12 protein-coding genes and 1 pseudogene are annotated in these 15,899 nt (G+C 67.5%); 6 read left to right on the forward strand and 7 right to left on the reverse strand.

Going from position 1 to position 15,899, the window contains the following annotated elements:
• Positions 1 to 12: 12 nt before the first annotated feature.
• Positions 13 to 690 carry an LppU/SCO3897 family protein gene (locus tag H9L22_RS03040; RefSeq protein ID WP_187721544.1) on the reverse strand — a complete coding sequence of 226 codons (678 nt, stop codon included), beginning with the start codon at positions 688 to 690 and terminating at the stop codon, positions 13 to 15.
• Between the two features lie 118 nt (positions 691 to 808).
• A complete protein-coding gene (locus tag H9L22_RS03045) occupies positions 809 to 1,495 on the reverse strand; it encodes a maleylpyruvate isomerase family mycothiol-dependent enzyme (protein ID WP_187721545.1) in 687 nt (228 codons plus the stop codon).
• 26 nt (positions 1,496 to 1,521) lie between these two features.
• On the opposite strand from H9L22_RS03045, the pseudogene uvrA reads away from it, so the two are divergent.
• From uvrA to glsA, 5 genes and pseudogenes are all read left to right on the forward strand, one after another.
• A pseudogene (gene uvrA, locus H9L22_RS03050) lies at positions 1,522 to 4,370 on the forward strand (excinuclease ABC subunit UvrA).
• Between the two features lie 97 nt (positions 4,371 to 4,467).
• A complete protein-coding gene (locus tag H9L22_RS03055) occupies positions 4,468 to 5,970 on the forward strand; it encodes a leucyl aminopeptidase family protein (RefSeq protein ID WP_187721546.1) in 1,503 nt (500 codons plus the stop codon).
• Entirely contained in the window at positions 5,967 to 6,326 is a 360-nt protein-coding gene (locus H9L22_RS19505; protein ID WP_264292530.1) for an AbgT family transporter, read from the forward strand. Before H9L22_RS03055 ends, H9L22_RS19505 begins: the two co-directional genes overlap by 4 nt.
• The gene (locus H9L22_RS03060) at positions 6,308 to 7,618 is read left to right on the forward strand and encodes an AbgT family transporter (RefSeq protein ID WP_264292596.1); all 1,311 of its coding nucleotides are present in this window, start codon (positions 6,308 to 6,310) and stop codon (positions 7,616 to 7,618) included. The genes H9L22_RS19505 and H9L22_RS03060 overlap by 19 nt, the downstream gene beginning before the upstream one ends.
• Positions 7,615 to 8,610 (forward strand): glutaminase A, encoded by a 996-nt coding sequence (gene glsA / locus H9L22_RS03065; RefSeq protein ID WP_187721547.1) that lies wholly within the window; start codon positions 7,615 to 7,617, stop codon positions 8,608 to 8,610. Before H9L22_RS03060 ends, glsA begins: the two co-directional genes overlap by 4 nt.
• Position 8,611: 1 nt before the next feature.
• Here glsA and H9L22_RS03070 read toward each other — a convergent pair whose 3' ends face one another.
• The 5 genes from H9L22_RS03070 to H9L22_RS03090 form a co-directional block, all read right to left on the reverse strand.
• Complete coding sequence (locus H9L22_RS03070) at positions 8,612 to 9,238, reverse strand: hypothetical protein (RefSeq protein WP_187721548.1); 627 nt, start codon at positions 9,236 to 9,238, stop codon at positions 8,612 to 8,614.
• Between the two features lie 123 nt (positions 9,239 to 9,361).
• Positions 9,362 to 10,636 (reverse strand): alpha-L-fucosidase, encoded by a 1,275-nt coding sequence (locus H9L22_RS03075; RefSeq protein ID WP_226966090.1) that lies wholly within the window; start codon positions 10,634 to 10,636, stop codon positions 9,362 to 9,364.
• Positions 10,637 to 10,719: 83 nt separating this feature from the next.
• On the reverse strand, positions 10,720 to 11,559 hold the full coding sequence (locus tag H9L22_RS03080; protein ID WP_187721550.1) for a carbohydrate ABC transporter permease: 840 nt from the start codon (positions 11,557 to 11,559) through the stop codon (positions 10,720 to 10,722).
• Positions 11,552 to 12,493, reverse strand: a complete 942-nt coding sequence (locus H9L22_RS03085) for a carbohydrate ABC transporter permease (protein WP_226966091.1) — start codon at positions 12,491 to 12,493, stop codon at positions 11,552 to 11,554. The genes H9L22_RS03080 and H9L22_RS03085 overlap by 8 nt, the downstream gene beginning before the upstream one ends.
• A gap of 4 nt (positions 12,494 to 12,497) precedes the next feature.
• The gene (locus tag H9L22_RS03090) at positions 12,498 to 13,733 is read right to left on the reverse strand and encodes an ABC transporter substrate-binding protein (protein ID WP_226966092.1); all 1,236 of its coding nucleotides are present in this window, start codon (positions 13,731 to 13,733) and stop codon (positions 12,498 to 12,500) included.
• 215 nt (positions 13,734 to 13,948) lie between these two features.
• On the opposite strand from H9L22_RS03090, the gene uvrC reads away from it, so the two are divergent.
• Positions 13,949 to 15,868 (forward strand): excinuclease ABC subunit UvrC, encoded by a 1,920-nt coding sequence (gene uvrC / locus H9L22_RS03095; protein WP_187721551.1) that lies wholly within the window; start codon positions 13,949 to 13,951, stop codon positions 15,866 to 15,868.
• Positions 15,869 to 15,899 lie beyond the last annotated feature (31 nt).

Genomic DNA, 15,899 nt, shown 5'->3' on the forward strand with positions numbered 1-15,899 from the left:
TGTGCGGCTGGCTCAGCCGAGGATCTCGATGCAGTAGGTGCGGGCCGGGATGCTGAATGACCAGGGCTCGGCGGGTGCCTCGCAGCTCGCGGCCGCGTCGTCAGCGACCTTCGTGATCCTGTAGTCGGCGCCGGTGCAGTCGGCCACCACGTAGTCGGCGATGCTCTCGTCGACGCCCGTGTAGCACTTGCCCTCGGTGAACTGGGGGATCAGGCAGGAGATCGACTTGGTTCTGGTGGAGCCGCGCTTCGTGACCGTGCTCTCGTACTCGACTCCCTCGCAGGTGCCCGCCGAGGAGTCGCCCTTGCTGACGGAGGCCACGTAGTAGGAATATGTGTCGGCATCGTCGCAGTCGACCAGCTTGTGGTCCACGTCGTCGTTGCTCTCACCGCTGATGACCAGGCAGTTGCCGGGCTCGAGGGCAGCGTCGCTGGCGAAGTTCTGGAAGGCGGTGTAGGCGCCGAAGGCGACGAGCAGAGCAACGACGATGCTGCCCACCTTGCCGAGGATGCCCTTCTTCTTCGGTGCCTGGTCGAAGACCCCCTGCGGCGGCTGCTGGGCGGCGTTCGCCTCCCAGTAGTCCTGGTTGCCCTGCGCCGGCTGCTGGGCGCCCGGCGCCGCATAGCCGGGCTGGCCGGTGGGGTCGAAGCTGGGCTGGGCCGGGTCGGCGGGCGGTCCGAAGTCCGGCACCTGTGGTTCCTGGCCGCCGGGCACCTGGCCGTTCGGGAAGTCGTTGCTGGGGGCTGGGTCATCGCATCGTCCTAGCGGTCACGGGGGATTCGTCGCCGGAAGGTTATCAGCCGACGGGTCACTCGGCCCGGTAGAGGCGTGGTGTCTCGATGCCCCTCGTCAGCCACACCAGCAGATCCGCCGAGGGACCGTGCATGCCCGTGGTGGCCCCGGGCCTGCCCACCGAGCCGATGTATCCCTCGTCGGCGACCAACCGCAGCGGGGGATAGTCGTCGCGGTGGCCGATGCGCTCGACGTGGAAGGCCAGCAGCGCCTCTGCGATCCCGGGGACCAGGTCGGACTCCTCGAGGATGCAGCCCATGTCGACGTGGTGCAGCACGACCTCGCTGAGCCTGGCCAGGGGAATGTCGTGGGCCGGGACCTGGTAGCCCGCGCGGAGCGACACCAGGCGATCGTCGTCCTCCAGCGCGGCCAGTTCGGCCTGCAGTTCGCTCGCCGACGTGTCGAGCCGGATCTGGAGGTCGAGCCCGTCCGCCAGCGCACCCAGCTCGATGGCGCGTTGGTTGGCGGCCTCCGAGTCGTACATGCGCCGCGGGATCCCGCTGTGCAGGGAGCGGATGACGCGTACCATTCCGCGGGCCCCCTCCGCGAGGTGCGCGGCGACGTGGCTGCGGCTCCAGCCCGTCAGCGAGGTGGCGGCAGCCCAGTCCTCATCGGAGTAGCTGATGGTGAGGCCGAGCAGCAGGGCCGTCTGCTCACGGACCGCGTCGACCACATCGGAAAATGGGGGGCGGACCGGTGGCATGGGGTCAAACCTAGCAAAGACGTACGATGACGGGCGTGAATGATCGGCTCGTCGTGCGGGGTGCCCGCGTCCACAATCTCAAGAACGTCTCCCTCGACCTCCCCAGGGACGCGCTGATCGTGTTCACGGGGCTGAGCGGCTCCGGGAAGAGCTCGCTGGCGTTCGACACGATCTTCGCCGAGGGACAGCGGCGCTACGTCGAGTCGCTGTCGGCCTACGCCCGCATGTTCCTGGGGCAGATGGACAAGCCGGACGTCGACTTCATCGAGGGGCTCTCCCCGGCGGTGTCGATCGATCAGAAGTCGACGAGCCGCAACCCCCGCTCGACGGTGGGCACCATCACCGAGGTCTACGACTACCTGCGACTGCTCTTCGCGCGTGTCGGGGTGCCGCACTGCGAGGTCTGCGGCGCCGTCATCGGCAGGCAGACGCCGCAGCAGATCGTCGACCGGCTCATGGGCCTCGAGGAGGGAACCCGCTTCCAGATCCTCGGCCCGCTGGTCCGGGGCGGAAGGGCGAGCATGCCGAGCTGTTCCGCCAGTTGATCGGCGACGGCTACAGCAGGGTGCGCATCGACGGCGAGACCCACCAGTTGACGGACCTCCCGACCCTGGACAAGAACCGCAAGCACGACGTGGACGTCGTCGTCGACCGCGCCGTCGTGCGCCCCAACGCGAAGCAGCGCATCACCGAGTCGATCGAGACGGCACTGAACCTGGCGGGCGGCGTCGTCACGATCGACTTCGTCGACCGCACCGCGGACGACCCCGAGCGGGAGCGTCGCTTCTCCGAGAAGATGGGCTGCCCCAACGAGCACGATGTCAACATCGACGAACTCGAGCCACGGCAGTTCTCCTTCAACGGCCCCTGGGGTGCCTGCCCCGACTGTTCCGGGCTCGGCACGCTGCTCGACCCCGACCCCGAGCTCATCGTCCCCAACGAGGACCTCTCGCTGGCCGACGGCGCCATCGCGCCGTGGAACACCCCGACGATCAAGTCCCACTACGAGCATGTGCTCGTCGCCCTCGGCGAGGAACACGGGTTCTCCCTGGACGCCGCCTGGCACGACCTGACCGCGCCGGTCAGGAAGTTGCTGCTGCACGGCGCCCGCGGCAACGTCGTCGTGCGGTACAAGAACCGCTTCGGCCGCGTCCGCTCGTTCTCCCAGAAGTACGAGGGCGTCATCCCGTTCATCCGCCGCCGCTACGACGAGGCGGAGACCGACGCCGCGCGCGACCGGTGGGGCGGCTACATGCGCGAGATCAACTGCGCGACCTGCGGGGGCAGGCGGCTCAAGCCGTCGTCGCTCGCCGTCACGGTCAGCGGGCGCAACATCGCCGAGTTGGCGGACCTCAGCATCGGGGAGGCCGCGCACTTCCTCGGCAGCCTCAAGCTGACGGCCCGGGAGGCGACCATCGCAGAGCGGCTCGTCAAGGAGATCAACACCCGCCTGAAGTTCCTGCTCGACGTCGGCCTCGACTACCTGACGCTGTCGCGCGCATCCGGCTCCCTGTCCGGCGGAGAGGCGCAGCGCATCCGGCTCGCCACCCAGATCGGCTCCGGCCTGGTCGGCGTCCTGTACGTGTTGGACGAGCCGAGCATCGGCCTCCACCAGCGGGACAACCTGCGGCTGATCGAGACCCTCCACCATCTGCGCGATCTCGGCAACACCCTGATCGTCGTCGAACACGACGAGGACACCATCCGCGCCTCCGACTGGGTCGTCGACATCGGCCCCGGCGCCGGCGAGGGGGGCGGCGAGGTCGTCGTCTCCGGCCCGCTCCAGGAGCTGCTCGACCACCCCGTGTCGAAGACGGGCGCCTACCTGGCCGGGCGCGTGGAGATCCCGGTGCCGACGGTGCGGCGCCCCGCCAACGGGCACGCACTGGTCGTTCGCGGAGCCCGCGAGCACAACCTGAAGGGCGTCGACGTCACCTTCAACCTCGGCCAGTTCATCGCCGTCACCGGCGTGTCCGGGTCAGGCAAGTCGTCGCTGGTCAACGCCATCCTCTACCGGGCGGCCGCCAAGGCCATCTACGGCGCGAAGGCCGTCCCGGGCCGGCACAAGACCCTGGAGGGGCTCGAGCACATCGACAAGGTGATCCAGGTGGATCAGTCGCCGATCGGTCGCACGCCGCGGTCGAACCCCGCCACCTACACGGGGGTGTTCGACAAGATCCGCACGCTGTTCGCGCAGACGCCAGAGGCGAAGGTCCGGGGCTACCAGCCCGGCCGCTTCTCCTTCAACGTCAAGGGCGGGCGCTGCGAGAACTGCATGGGTGACGGCACCATCAAGATCGAGATGAACTTCCTCCCGGACGTGTACGTGCCGTGCGAGGTGTGCCACGGCGCCCGCTACAACCGCGAGACCCTCGAGGTGCACTACAAGGGCAAGACGATCGCCGAGGTGCTCGACATGCCGATCAGCGAGGCCGTCGAGTTCTTCGAGTCGATCAACTCGATCGCCCGGTACCTGCGGACCCTGACGGAGGTGGGGCTGGGATACGTCCGCCTCGGTCAGCCTGCGACCACGCTGTCCGGCGGAGAGGCGCAGCGCGTCAAGCTGGCCGCAGAACTGCAGAAGCGGTCAACCGGCCGCACCCTCTACGTCCTGGACGAGCCGACCACGGGCCTCCACTTCGAGGACATCCGGCGACTGCTGGGGGTGCTGCAGCGCCTGGTCGACTCGGGCAACACGGTGGTGACGATCGAGCACAACCTCGACGTCATCAAGAGCGCCGACTGGCTCATCGACATGGGGCCGGACGGCGGGTCGCGTGGCGGCACGGTCGTCGCCACGGGCACGCCCGAGGAGGTGGCGGCGAACCCCGACTCCGCCACGGGCCGCTTCCTGCAGCCGCTCCTCCACCGCTGACGCCCCCGATGGGGGCGGACAGCTACCCGGTGCGGGGGATGCCGCCGGCGGCGGAGAGGATGAGGCTGGGCAGGTCGACCGCGTCCTGAGGAGTCCCATGTCCCACGCAGCCCCGTACCCCACCTTCGCCCTGCCGCACCGCGAGCTACGCGTCACGGTAGGGGAGCTGACCACCGACACCGGTGCCGTCGGCCACGTCGTCTTCGACGGTGAGGCGCCGCCCGAGATCACCGGCCTCAGCGCGGCCCGGGCCGCCGAGCTCGGATTCACCCCCAAGGTGGGCTCGACACTCGTGCTCGTGGCAGGCGACGACCCCGTCACCGTCCTGCTCGGCGGCGGCGACAGGGCGGCCGCGGACGCGACCGCGCTGCGCAACATCGCGGCCCACCTCGCCCGCGCCGTCCCGCACCAGGAACACCTCGCGCTCCGGGTGCCGGAAACGGCCATTCCCGTCGCGGACGCGATGGCGGCCCTCGTCGAGGGCGCGGCGCTGGCCCGCTACGTCTACCGCATCGGTGAGGACGGCCCGGAGGCCAAGCTGAGCTCGCTGGCGCTGCTGGCAGAGCCGGGGGACGACGCCGCCGCCGGCATCGCACGTGGCCAGCTCACCGTCCGCGCCACCAAGCTCGCCCGCGATCTTGGCGGCACCCCCGGCGGAATGTTGACGGCCACCCGGTTCGGCGAGGTCGCCCTCGACCTCGGCGTCAAGGCCGGCCTCGAGGTGACGGTGGTCGGCGAGGACGAACTGGTCGAGCTGGGATGCGGCGGCCTGCTCGGCATCAACCTCGGCAGCGTCGAGCCGCCCGTGATGATCAAGCTGGTCTACCGGCCGGACGGTGAGCCCGCCGGGAAGCTCGCGCTGGTCGGCAAGGGCATCATGTACGACGCGGGCGGCCTGGCGCTGAAGCCGGGCGACGAGGTGCACGCCGTCATGAAGAACGACATGTCGGGCGCAGGCGCCATCTTCGCCGCCATGACGGTGCTGGGTGAGCTCGGGTGCCGCGCCCAGGTGACCGGCTACCTGATGTGCACCGACAACATGCCGTCCGGCTCGGCGCTGCGGCTGGGTGACATCGTCGTCATGCGCGGCGGCAAGACCGTCGAGGTGGTCAACACCGACGCCGAGGGGCGCATGGTCATGGGGGACGCCCTCGTCCTGGCCACCGAGGAGCCCGTCGACGCGATCATCGACGTCGCGACCCTCACCGGCGCCGCCCTGCGCACGCTGGGTACCGAGATCGCGGCCGTCCTGGGCAACGACGAGGCGCTCCTCGACCGGGTCAAGGCCTCCGCTGAGCGCACGGACGAGCCGGTCTGGGAGTTACCTCTGGCCCACCGCTACCGGAGCGAGCTCGACTCGCCGCTGGCAGACCTGCGCAACATGGGAGGCGCGAACGCCGGAACCATCACCGCGGCGCTGTTCCTCGAGGAGTTCGTCGCGGGCAAGCCGTGGGCCCACATCGACATCGCGGGGACCGCCCAGTCGTGGAGCGCCTCGGGCTGGCGGAACAACGGGGTCACGGGATTCGGTGCCCGGCTCCTGATCGACCTGGCGCTGAACTTCAGCGTCGGACACACGGTGGAGAGGACGGCGAGATGAGCGCGGAAGCAGAGGAGACGCCCGCGGCGGAGGAGAAGGCCAGCGGGCTGCTGGGCGCCGTCGAACGCATCGGCAACAAGGTGCCGCACCCGGTGCTGATGTTCGCCTACCTGATCGTCTTCGTGATCGTCCTGTCCTGGGGGCTGAGCCTCGCCGGCGTGAGCATCACCGAACAGATCGCCGTTCCCGTCGACCAGGCGGCCCCGACTACGACTACTACGAGGACACGACGCAGCCGGGGCTCACTCCGGGCACCCCGCCGTACGACGAGGACTGGACCATCATCGAGGAGACCATCCCGATCAAGAGCCTGCTCTCCGGGGAGGGGATCCGGTTCATCTTCTCGTCCTTCGTGAGCAACTTCGCCGGGTTCGGCGTGGTCGCCGTCACGTTCATCGCGATGATGGGCGCGGGCGTCGCGGAGGAGTCCGGCCTGCTCGGCTCCCTCATCCGCAAGCTCGTCGGCTCCGCCCCGAAGTGGGCCCTCACCTTCATCCTCATCCTCGTCGGCGTGATCTCCTCCGTCGCCTCCGACGCCGGCTATCTCATCCTGATCCCGCTCGCCGCCGCGGCGTTCGCCAGCGTGGGCAGACATCCGCTGGCAGGCCTCGCCTCCGGGTTCGCCGGCGTCGCGGCGATCTTCATGGTCAACATCTCGCTGACGCCGACCGACGCGATGATCACCGAGATCGCCAACGAGTCGCTCGCGCTGGCCGACGGCGAGCCCATCACCATCGTCGCCAACTACTACTTCATGGTCGTCTCATCGATCGTGATGGCGCTCGTGGCGGCCGTCGTCACGGAGAAGATCGTCGAGCCGCGGCTCGGCCCCTGGGTGCCGGACGGCGCCGTCGCGCACGCGGAGGAGGCGACCACCGACGAGGCCGCCGACCGTCGCGGCAGCCGGTTCGCGCTCATCGGCTTCCTGATCGTGCTGGTGATCGTGGCGCTCGCCACCTTCCTCCCTGGCGCCCCGCTGCGGGACCCCGAGACCGGCGACATCATCGGCAACACGCCGTTCATGGACTCGCTGTTGTTCATCATCATGCTGGCGTTCCTGGTGTCGGGCGTCTGCTACGGCGTCGGCGCGCGGACCATGAAGGGCAGTGGCGACGTGATCGCGGCCATCACGAAGACCTTCGCGGGCCTCGGCGGCATGGTGCTGATGCTGCTGATGATCGCCCAGTTCATCGCCTACTTCAACTGGACGAACCTGCCCCGCGTCATCGCCGGATCCCTCGCGGAACTGCTCGAGCAGGCCGACATCGGCGCCATCCCGCTGCTGATCGGGTTCATCGTCGTCATCGTCGTGCTCGACTTCATCATGCCGGGGGCCCTGCCCAAGTGGGCCATCTTCGCGCCCATCTTCGTGCCCCTGTTCATGCGGCTGGGCGTCGCCCCGCAGACGCTGCTGGCGGCCTACCGGGTCGCCGACTCGCCGGTCAACGCGCTCACCCCGCTCATGGTGTACCTGCCGTTCATCGTCACGGTCGCTCAGCGTTACGTGAAGAAGGCGGGCATCGGCACGGTGGTCGCGCTGATGCTGCCGTACTCGGGTATCCTGCTGGTCGTCTGGGTCGTCATGTTCATCGCGTGGTTCGCGCTCGGCATCCCCCTCGGACCGGGCTACCCACCCAGCGTGCCGTGACGGAGCCCTCCGACGTCCCGGCCCATGTGTCGACGGGGACGCTGCCCCGCGCCGACGACGTGCGCCGCGTCGTCGCCGAGGCACACCGCAGCTACCGCGACGTTCCGGACGGCGAGCCGTCGGGCGTGTACCCGGCCCTCGCGGCTGTCGACCCCGACCTGTTCGGCATCTGCGTCGTCGGCGTCGACGGGCAGACGTTCGCGGTGGGGGACGCCGACCACCCCTTCGCCCTGATGAGCGTCGCCAAGCCGTTCGTGTTCGCGCTGGCCTGCCAGAGCCTTGGGCCCGCCGAGGCGCGGCGTCGCATCGGCGTCAATGCGACCGGTCTGCCGTTCAACTCGGTCGCCGCGGTGGAACGGGCCCGGGGAGGACGCACCAACCCCATGGTCAACCCGGGGGCCATCGCCGCGGCCAGCTACGCGCCCGGCCGGGGAGAGGAGAAGTGGACGGCGATCCTGGCGACCCTCTCGGCCTTTGCGGGAAGACCCCTCGAGCTCGACGCCCAGATGCTCGCCTCTGCCGCGGCCACCAACCACGTCAACCGGGCGGCGGTGCACCTGCTGCACAGCCGCGGCGCACTCGGCTGCGACCCCGACCTGGCCCTCGACCTCTACACGCGGCAGAGCTGCCTGCAGGTGACGGCGCGCGACCTCGCAGCCATGGGCGCCACCCTGGCCGACGGTGGCGTCCACCCGGTCACCGGGGTGCGGGTGCTGGAGGAGGAGCTCTGCCATCCGGTGTTGGCGGTCATGCTGACCGCGGGCCTGTACGAGGCCTCCGGCGACTGGCTCTTCGACGTCGGCCTGCCCGGCAAGAGCGGCATCGGCGGCGGCATCGTCACGATCTCGCCCGGCAAGGGCGGTCTCGCCACGTTCGCCCCGGGGCTCGACGCGGCGGGCAACAGCGTCCGCGGGCAGTTGGCGGCCCGGCATCTGGCTCGCGGGCTCGGCCTCGACCTGCTCCGGTCGCGCGACGCGCGGGCAGGACGCTGACTCAGGAGTCCAACCAGGGCAGTTGTTCGGTCGGCACCCGGCTCTTCCGCGCCCAGAGGCGACCCGACACCCCGATCGCGACCCCGAGCAGTCCGAACGGGAGCCCGACCAGCACCATGGTCCAGTTGCCGTAGGCGATCATGTCCATCTGCTCGATCGGGAAGACGATCACGTCCGAGTTGCCGCCCGCACAGGACACCGAGTAGCCGCCCTCGTCGGCGGTGAACACGCGCACGGCCTGTCCCTTGATCACGTCCGCGTAGGGGGCCACCGGGACCCCGGCGTCGGTCGCGACGGCGCAGTCGGGCGCCACGTCGCTGCCGGTGCGCAGCAGCACGTGGTCGCCGGCCGTCTTGATCGTGATGTGGCGGTCCCCGCCGGGAACGTACCGGTTGACGAGGTACTCCGGCGGCATGAACGACAGCGACCCCGCGATGAGCGCGGCGGCGAACACGACCAGGGAGACCGACAACACGCTTGTCACGACGCGGATCAGGAAGGTGCGCCGACGCCGTCTCGTGATCTGCTCCTGGGTCAGGATCGGGGGCGCCGGGCGCCCGGGAGATGCGGCCGCCCCGCCCGGGGTGGGCTCGTCGACCTCGCTGAAAAAGTCGATCTGGCTCATCATGTGGCAATTCTAGGTGTCTAGTAGCCAAACCCCCATAGCCCACCACCCCGACCCGGGCAAGGGACGGGGTAGTGGGCTATTCAAGCCCCGAGGACTCGCAGGGCCCGCGGCCGCACTGTTTCCTCAGTAAATGACGGGTCCGGGCCTTCCGGCCGGGAGTTCGACGTTGACCTGCTCGTCCCCGACGGTCAACGTCGCCCTGGCCGCCACCCTGGGATCTGCCTCCTCAAGGTCAACAAAGAGGCGTCGGGTACCCTCCTTGTCAACTCCACGCACCCAGACGCCAGCACCCGCGGTGACATCCTCCGTGCTCACCGGGCGAGACCCGTAGAGGGCATCCTTCGCTCCGGTCCGCATCCAAGCTCCCAGGTCCACAAGGGCCTGCCGCTGCAGCTCCGGAAGCGTCCCGTCCGCCTTGGGGCCGACATTGAGCAGGAAATGCCCTCCCCTCGACACGATGTCGGTCAACATCCGAGCGATCTGATAGCCGGTCAGATAGTGGCTCTCATCCTCCAGTTGGTTGTAGGCGAACGAGTAGCCAATGCCGCGGCAGTTCTCCCACGCCTTGTCACCCTCGTTGGCGAGCAGATGCGAGTACTCGCTGGTCAGGTAGTCCGAGTGCGTGTCTCCGTAGCGGTCATTGACCACTCCGGTGGGGACGTGTGCGTAGTAGTAGTTGAACAGCGTGCCCAACCCGTCCGGACCGAAGTTCTTGGCATCGTCGGGCCATTGGATGTCGTTCCAGAGGATCTCGGGCTGATACCGGTCGATCAGGTCCCGGCACTGCTGGGCGCAGTAGGCGCCGTACTCCGCGTCCTTAGGTCGACCGGTGTCGTTCACCGACTCGTCGGTGGTGTGCGGCGCCATGGGCCGGAAGTGCCAATCGAGGCCACCGGAGTAGTACACGCCGAAGTGCATGCCGGCCTCGCGGACCGCGTCGGCAATGGGCGCAATCAAGTCCCGCTGGGGGCCCCGCGCCACGGTGTTGCGACCTTCGGTGCGTGGCGCCTCCCACAGCGTGATGCCGTCGTGATGCTTGGTCGTGGGGATCACGTACCCGGCACCCGCGTCACGGAAGAGGGTGGCCCAGTCCGTGGGATCGAACTTCTCCGCCTTCCACATATCGAGGAGGCCGTCGTATGGCATGTCGCCATACACCTCACGATGGTGCTCCTGTGCCGGTGAACCCTCGATCCGAATGGTGTTGTAGTACCACTCGGAATAGGGGTTGTGCTTGAACCAGGTCTCCCACTCGATGGTTCCGAGGGCACCGATGGGCTCCCCCCAGGCCGAGACGGAGTAGGCCCCCCAGTGGACGAAGATTCCGAAGGGAGTGTCCGCGTACCACTGAGGCAGCTCGCGCTCCGAGAGTTCCTCGAAAGAATTCGCTTCATTCATCATTGCCTCCTATTGAGCGACAGCGCCTCGCGTTGGTATTGGATAGGCGCCCGGCCAGGCGGGCCGAGATTCGCTCTGCAGACTCATCGCCCACCGAAGCCTCCGATGTTGATGCCCTTGGCGATCTGTCGCTGGAGGAAGACGACGATCGACAGGCTTGCAAGGACTGCGATCGACGTGGCCGCCATCAGCGGCCCCCAGTCGGTTCCGCGTTCGCCCGAGAACATGCTGAGGCCCAGTTGGAGAGGCGCCTTGGCGGGATCAGTGATGATGATGAGCGGCCACAGGAAGGCATTCCAGTAGTCGATGAAGGTGAAAGCGGCGACGATGGAGATCGGGCCACGGAGCAGCGGCACGATTACGTGGCGTAGCAACTGCCACTGGTTGGCCCCGTCAATGCGTGCTGCCTCCTCGTAATCCGGAGGAAGAGACAGCAGGAACTGCCGGAGGAGGAACGTCCCGAAGGCTCCAAATGCGAACGGCAGGATGATGGCGGGATAGCTGTTGACCAGGCCGGCGCTGTTGGCTCCGATGAAGAGCGGAATGACCAGAACCTCGATCGGCAGCATCAGCGTGGCGATGAACACGGCGAACAACGCCCCACGGCCTGGGAACTCAAGTCGCGAGAACGCGTAGGCGCTGAGCACCGACACCGTCACGGCAATCAGTGCACCCATGCCGGCGATGAAGAAGGTGTTGGCCAGAATCCGCGCGAAGGGGATCGTCGAGAACACCTCGGCATAGTTACTCCACCGCACCTCGGACCCGAACAGATTACTGCCGCCAAGCAGCACCTCTGTGCTGGGCTTCAGTGAGGAGAAGAACATCCAGATGAATGGGATGACAAAGATGAAGCCGACCACAGCGAGGCAGATCTTGCTGATCAGTTGCCCGTAATTGAACGGCTTGCGACGGTCACGCATCGTAGCTCACCCACTTCTTCTGGCCCACGAACTGCAGGGCAGTCACAAGCATCACAATTACGAACAGCACCCAGGCCATGGAGGAAGCGAGGCCGAGTCGGTCATAGGAGAATCCCGTCCGGTAGAGGCTCAGCACCAGAGTGTTGGTCGCGTTGCCCGGGCCACCCAGAGTGAGCACGTACGGCTGAGCGAACACCTTGAACCCGCCGATGACCGTCATCACGCTGCAGAAGAACAGGGAGGGCGACAGCATCGGAAAGGTGACTCTCCAAAACCTGTTCCACGCGTTCGTTCCGTCAATCCGAGCGGCCTCCATGACAGAGGGGTTGATGTTCGTCAGACCCGCGATCAGGATCACGATGTTGTATCCGATCCCCTGCCACAAGGACATGAGAATGAGTGACGTCATCGCCCAGGCACCGTCGCCCAACCATGAGGGACCTTCGATACCAAACCAGCTGAGGAATGTGTTCAGCAGCCCTCGGTCCTGCAGCATGAGGCGCCAGATGAGAGCATTCGCCACCATCGGCGTGACCACGGGAACGAAGAACAGGATCTGGAAGAACGGCGCCCACGTCGGCAGTGAACGCAGCCACACGGCAATCGCTGTGCAGATGACGAGGTTGGCGATCGTGTAGCCGATGGCAAATATGGCGGTGTTGCCCAAGACAGTGAAGAACACTGGATCCGCGCCCGAGAGGATCTGCGCGTAGTTCTCGAGTCCCACAAACTCACGGGAGCCATAGAGAGGCCACTGATAGAGGCTGATGACAAGGGATGCGATCAGGGGAACCACAATGAACGAGATGAACCCGGCCATCCCAGGAGCCAAGTGGAAGAAGGCCAGCAGTCGCTGGCTCATGCCGGACTTGCTGGCCTTCTTCGCATCTCGCTCCGGCGCAGTCTTACCCGATACCTGAAGCGTGCCTGACATGCGATCAGCCGATGCCCTGATCGATCGAGGTCAGGATCTCCTCGGCGGTCTTCACACCACGCACACCCTCAGGCGAGTACTGGGCGAACTGCGTCACGAACTGGTTCCACGAGGAGCTGGTCTCCAGCGGCAGAGCGTTCTCCAGCAGCGCCTCGACGACGGCGACGTCCGCGGCCGGCTTGCCCTCGGACCAGGCGTCCATGGCCTCCGGCACCGACGGGACGGTGCCCCGGTTCTTGCCGACGTAACCCACCACGTCCGGCGTGGTCATCTTCATGATGTTCGCGAACGCGGCTTCCTTGTCAGGGCAGGACTCCGCGATCCCGAAGCCCGACCCCTGGATCATGCCGATGGACTCGCCCGAGGTCGACGGCGGGACGGCGATCCCCACCTCGAACTCGGCCCCATCAACGATGGTGGAGTAGAACCAGGGGCCGTCGATGATCATCGCGACATTGCCGGCGAAGAACTCCGCTCGGCCCCGCTCGTCGTTGTCGCCGGCGCTCGGGGCCGCGGCAACACCCTCTTCAGCTACCAGGTCCATGACCCACTGGAAGTCGTCGACGAAAGCGGATTCGGTGACCGCCAGCTCGCCTTCCTTGACGGGCGCGTTGCCGTCGGCAAACGCGATCGGAAGGTAGGGGTACATGGAGTCCGGTGCCACGTAGGTTCCGTACTTCCCATCTCCAGTCATCGCCTTGGCGTCGGACAGGAACTGGTCGCGCGTGTAGGTGGCGCCTGGGAGGTCAAGGCCCTTCTCCTCGAAGAGAGCCTTGTTGTAGTACAGAAGCATCGGCTCGGCGTCGTACGGCAGAGCCCGCACGGTTCCGTCCACGGTCATGCCTTGCATCATGGCCTCGTTGTACATGGAGAGGTCCAAGCCAGCGTCGGCGGCGAGTTCGTCGAGGGGCGCGAGGAGCTGGCCCAGCTCCTGTGCCCGGGCAGCCTGGGTGGTCATGATGCAGGGGGCGTCAGACGCGGACATCCGAGTCCGGACAAGAGTCCAATACTCCTGGAAGCTGGGACCCTCCAGCGCGAGCTCGAACTCGGGATCGCCAGACTCCTTGACGCCCGCAATGAAGGTCTCCCACTGCTCCCGATCCGACTCGTTGGAGACCCAGGTGTACATCTGGTTTGCGCGCTCGCTGCCTTCTGCGGACCCGTCCCCACCCTGGCCGCAGGCCGCAAGGCCGAGCACTAGAACGCCAGCCAGCAGGCCAGCCGAAACCTTTCTTGACATCAGAACACTCCTTCGTTTTCTGAGGGCCAGACCCATGGAATCGGCCTCCGTCGTTGGAGTCCTGAGGGGGTAGGCGTGTATGTCACACGCTAACATTGATTGTTAGCGCTGCCAAACGACAGGACATTTCGTTACCAAACCGTGACATTCGCAGTGTGCGCTGACCCGTTCTCAACCGTCGAGCAGCCGCGACGCCTCTAGCTAGGATCTAAGGCATGGCCGATCCCTCGAGCTACCGCCCGGCGCCCGGGAGCATCCCCACCGACCCCGGCGTGTACCGCTTCTTCGACGCCTTCGGCCATGTGATCTACGTCGGCAAGGCCAAGAACCTGCGGCAGCGCCTCAACTCCTACTTCGCGGATCCCGCGGCGCTGCACTTCCGCACCCAGACGATGGTGCGCACCGCCGCGAAGGTCGAGTGGACCGTCGTCGCCACCGAACTGGAGGCGCTGCAGCTCGAATACACGTGGATCCAGCAGTTCGATCCGCGGTTCAACGTCAAGTACCGCGACGACAAGTCGTATCCGTGGCTCGCCGTGACGATGGGCGAGGAGTTCCCGCGCGTGTTCGTCGGACGCGGGGCCAAAAAGCGCGGGACGCGGTACTTCGGGCCGTTCGGCCAGGCGTGGGCGATCCGGGAGACGGTCGATCTGCTGCTGCGCGTGTTCCCCATGCGCTCCTGCACGCAGGGGGTGTTCAACCGGGCCCGCTCCTCTGGCAGGGCCTGCCTGCTGGGAGACATCGGGAAGTGCTCCGCGCCATGCGTCGGGCGGATCTCGCCCGAGGAGCACCGGGCCGTCGCCGAGGACTTCTGCTCCTTCATGGGCGGCAACACCGGCGGCATCATCGGACGCATCGAGCGCGAGATGTACAACGCCTCCGCGGCGCTGAACTTCGAGCGGGCCGCCGTGCTGCGCGACTCCCTGGTCGCGCTGAACCGCGTGAGGGAGAAGAACTCGGTCGTGCTCCGCGACGGCCTGCGGGCCGACATCGTGGGGCTCGCCGACGACGGCACCCAGGTGTCCGTGCAGGTGTTCCACGTCGTCGACGGCAGGATCCTCGGCGAGCGCGGCTGGATCGCCGACCGCTCCGACGACCGGCCGCTGACGGAACTGCTCGAGGCGTTCCTGGAGCAGCTGTACTCCGAGGACCAGGAGGTGCCGCCGCACGTGCTCGCCTCCGTGGAGGCCGAGGACACGCTCGTGGAGCACCTGACGCAGCGCCGGGGCGGCACGGTCACCGTCAAGGTGCCGTTGCGTGGGGAGAAGCGGGCCCTGCTCGACACGGCCGTCCGCAACGCAGAGCTGGCCCTGCAGCAGGCCAAGCTGAAGCGGGCCACGGACCTCAGCACCCGCAGCACGGCTCTCGCCGAGATCGCCGAGGCGCTGTCGCTGGACGAGCCGCCCCTGCGGATCGAGTGCTACGACATCTCCCACACCATGGGCACCGAGGTTGTCGGCTCCATGGTCGTCTTCGAGGACGGACTCCCGCGCAAGAGCGAGTACCGCCGGTTCATCATCAAGAGCTTCGAGGGCAGCAACGACGTCGCGGCCATCTCCGAGGTGCTGGGCAGGCGGCTGCGCCGCCTCGTCGATGAGCGGTCGAGCGACGTCCGGGTCGACGCCACCACCGGCGAGGCCGCCCGCTTCTCCTACGCGCCTGCGCTGATCGTCGTCGACGGCGGCCAGCCGCAGGTCAACGCAGCCGCGGCGGTGCTCGCCGACGCCGGGCTCACCGACGAGATCGCGCTGTGCGGGCTCGCCAAGCGCATGGAGGAGGTGTGGCTGCCGGGGGAGGACTATCCGCTCATTTTGCCCCGCGCCTCCGAAGGCCTCTACCTGCTGCAGCGCCTCCGTGACGAGGCCCATCGGTTCGCCATCACCCACCACCGTTCCCGCCGCGCCAAGACGGTGGTGGAATCCGTGCTCGACGGTGTGCCCGGCCTCGGCGAGATGCGCCGCAAGGCACTGCTGAAGTACTTCGGCAGCATGCGCAAATTGCGTCAGGCCACCGTCGAGGAGATCGCCGAGGTGCCTGGCTTCGGGCCCACGCTGGCAGCCGCCGTCAAGGCCGCTGTCGAGGACACAGGGGGAGAGGCCATCAACCTCACCACCGGCGAAGTGACCGAGATCTGAACCGACTTGTCCCGTTACGAGCGCAGGTGCT

Source organism: Tessaracoccus defluvii, assembly GCF_014489575.1.
Taxonomy (GTDB): Bacteria; Actinomycetota; Actinomycetes; order Propionibacteriales; family Propionibacteriaceae; genus Arachnia; species Arachnia defluvii.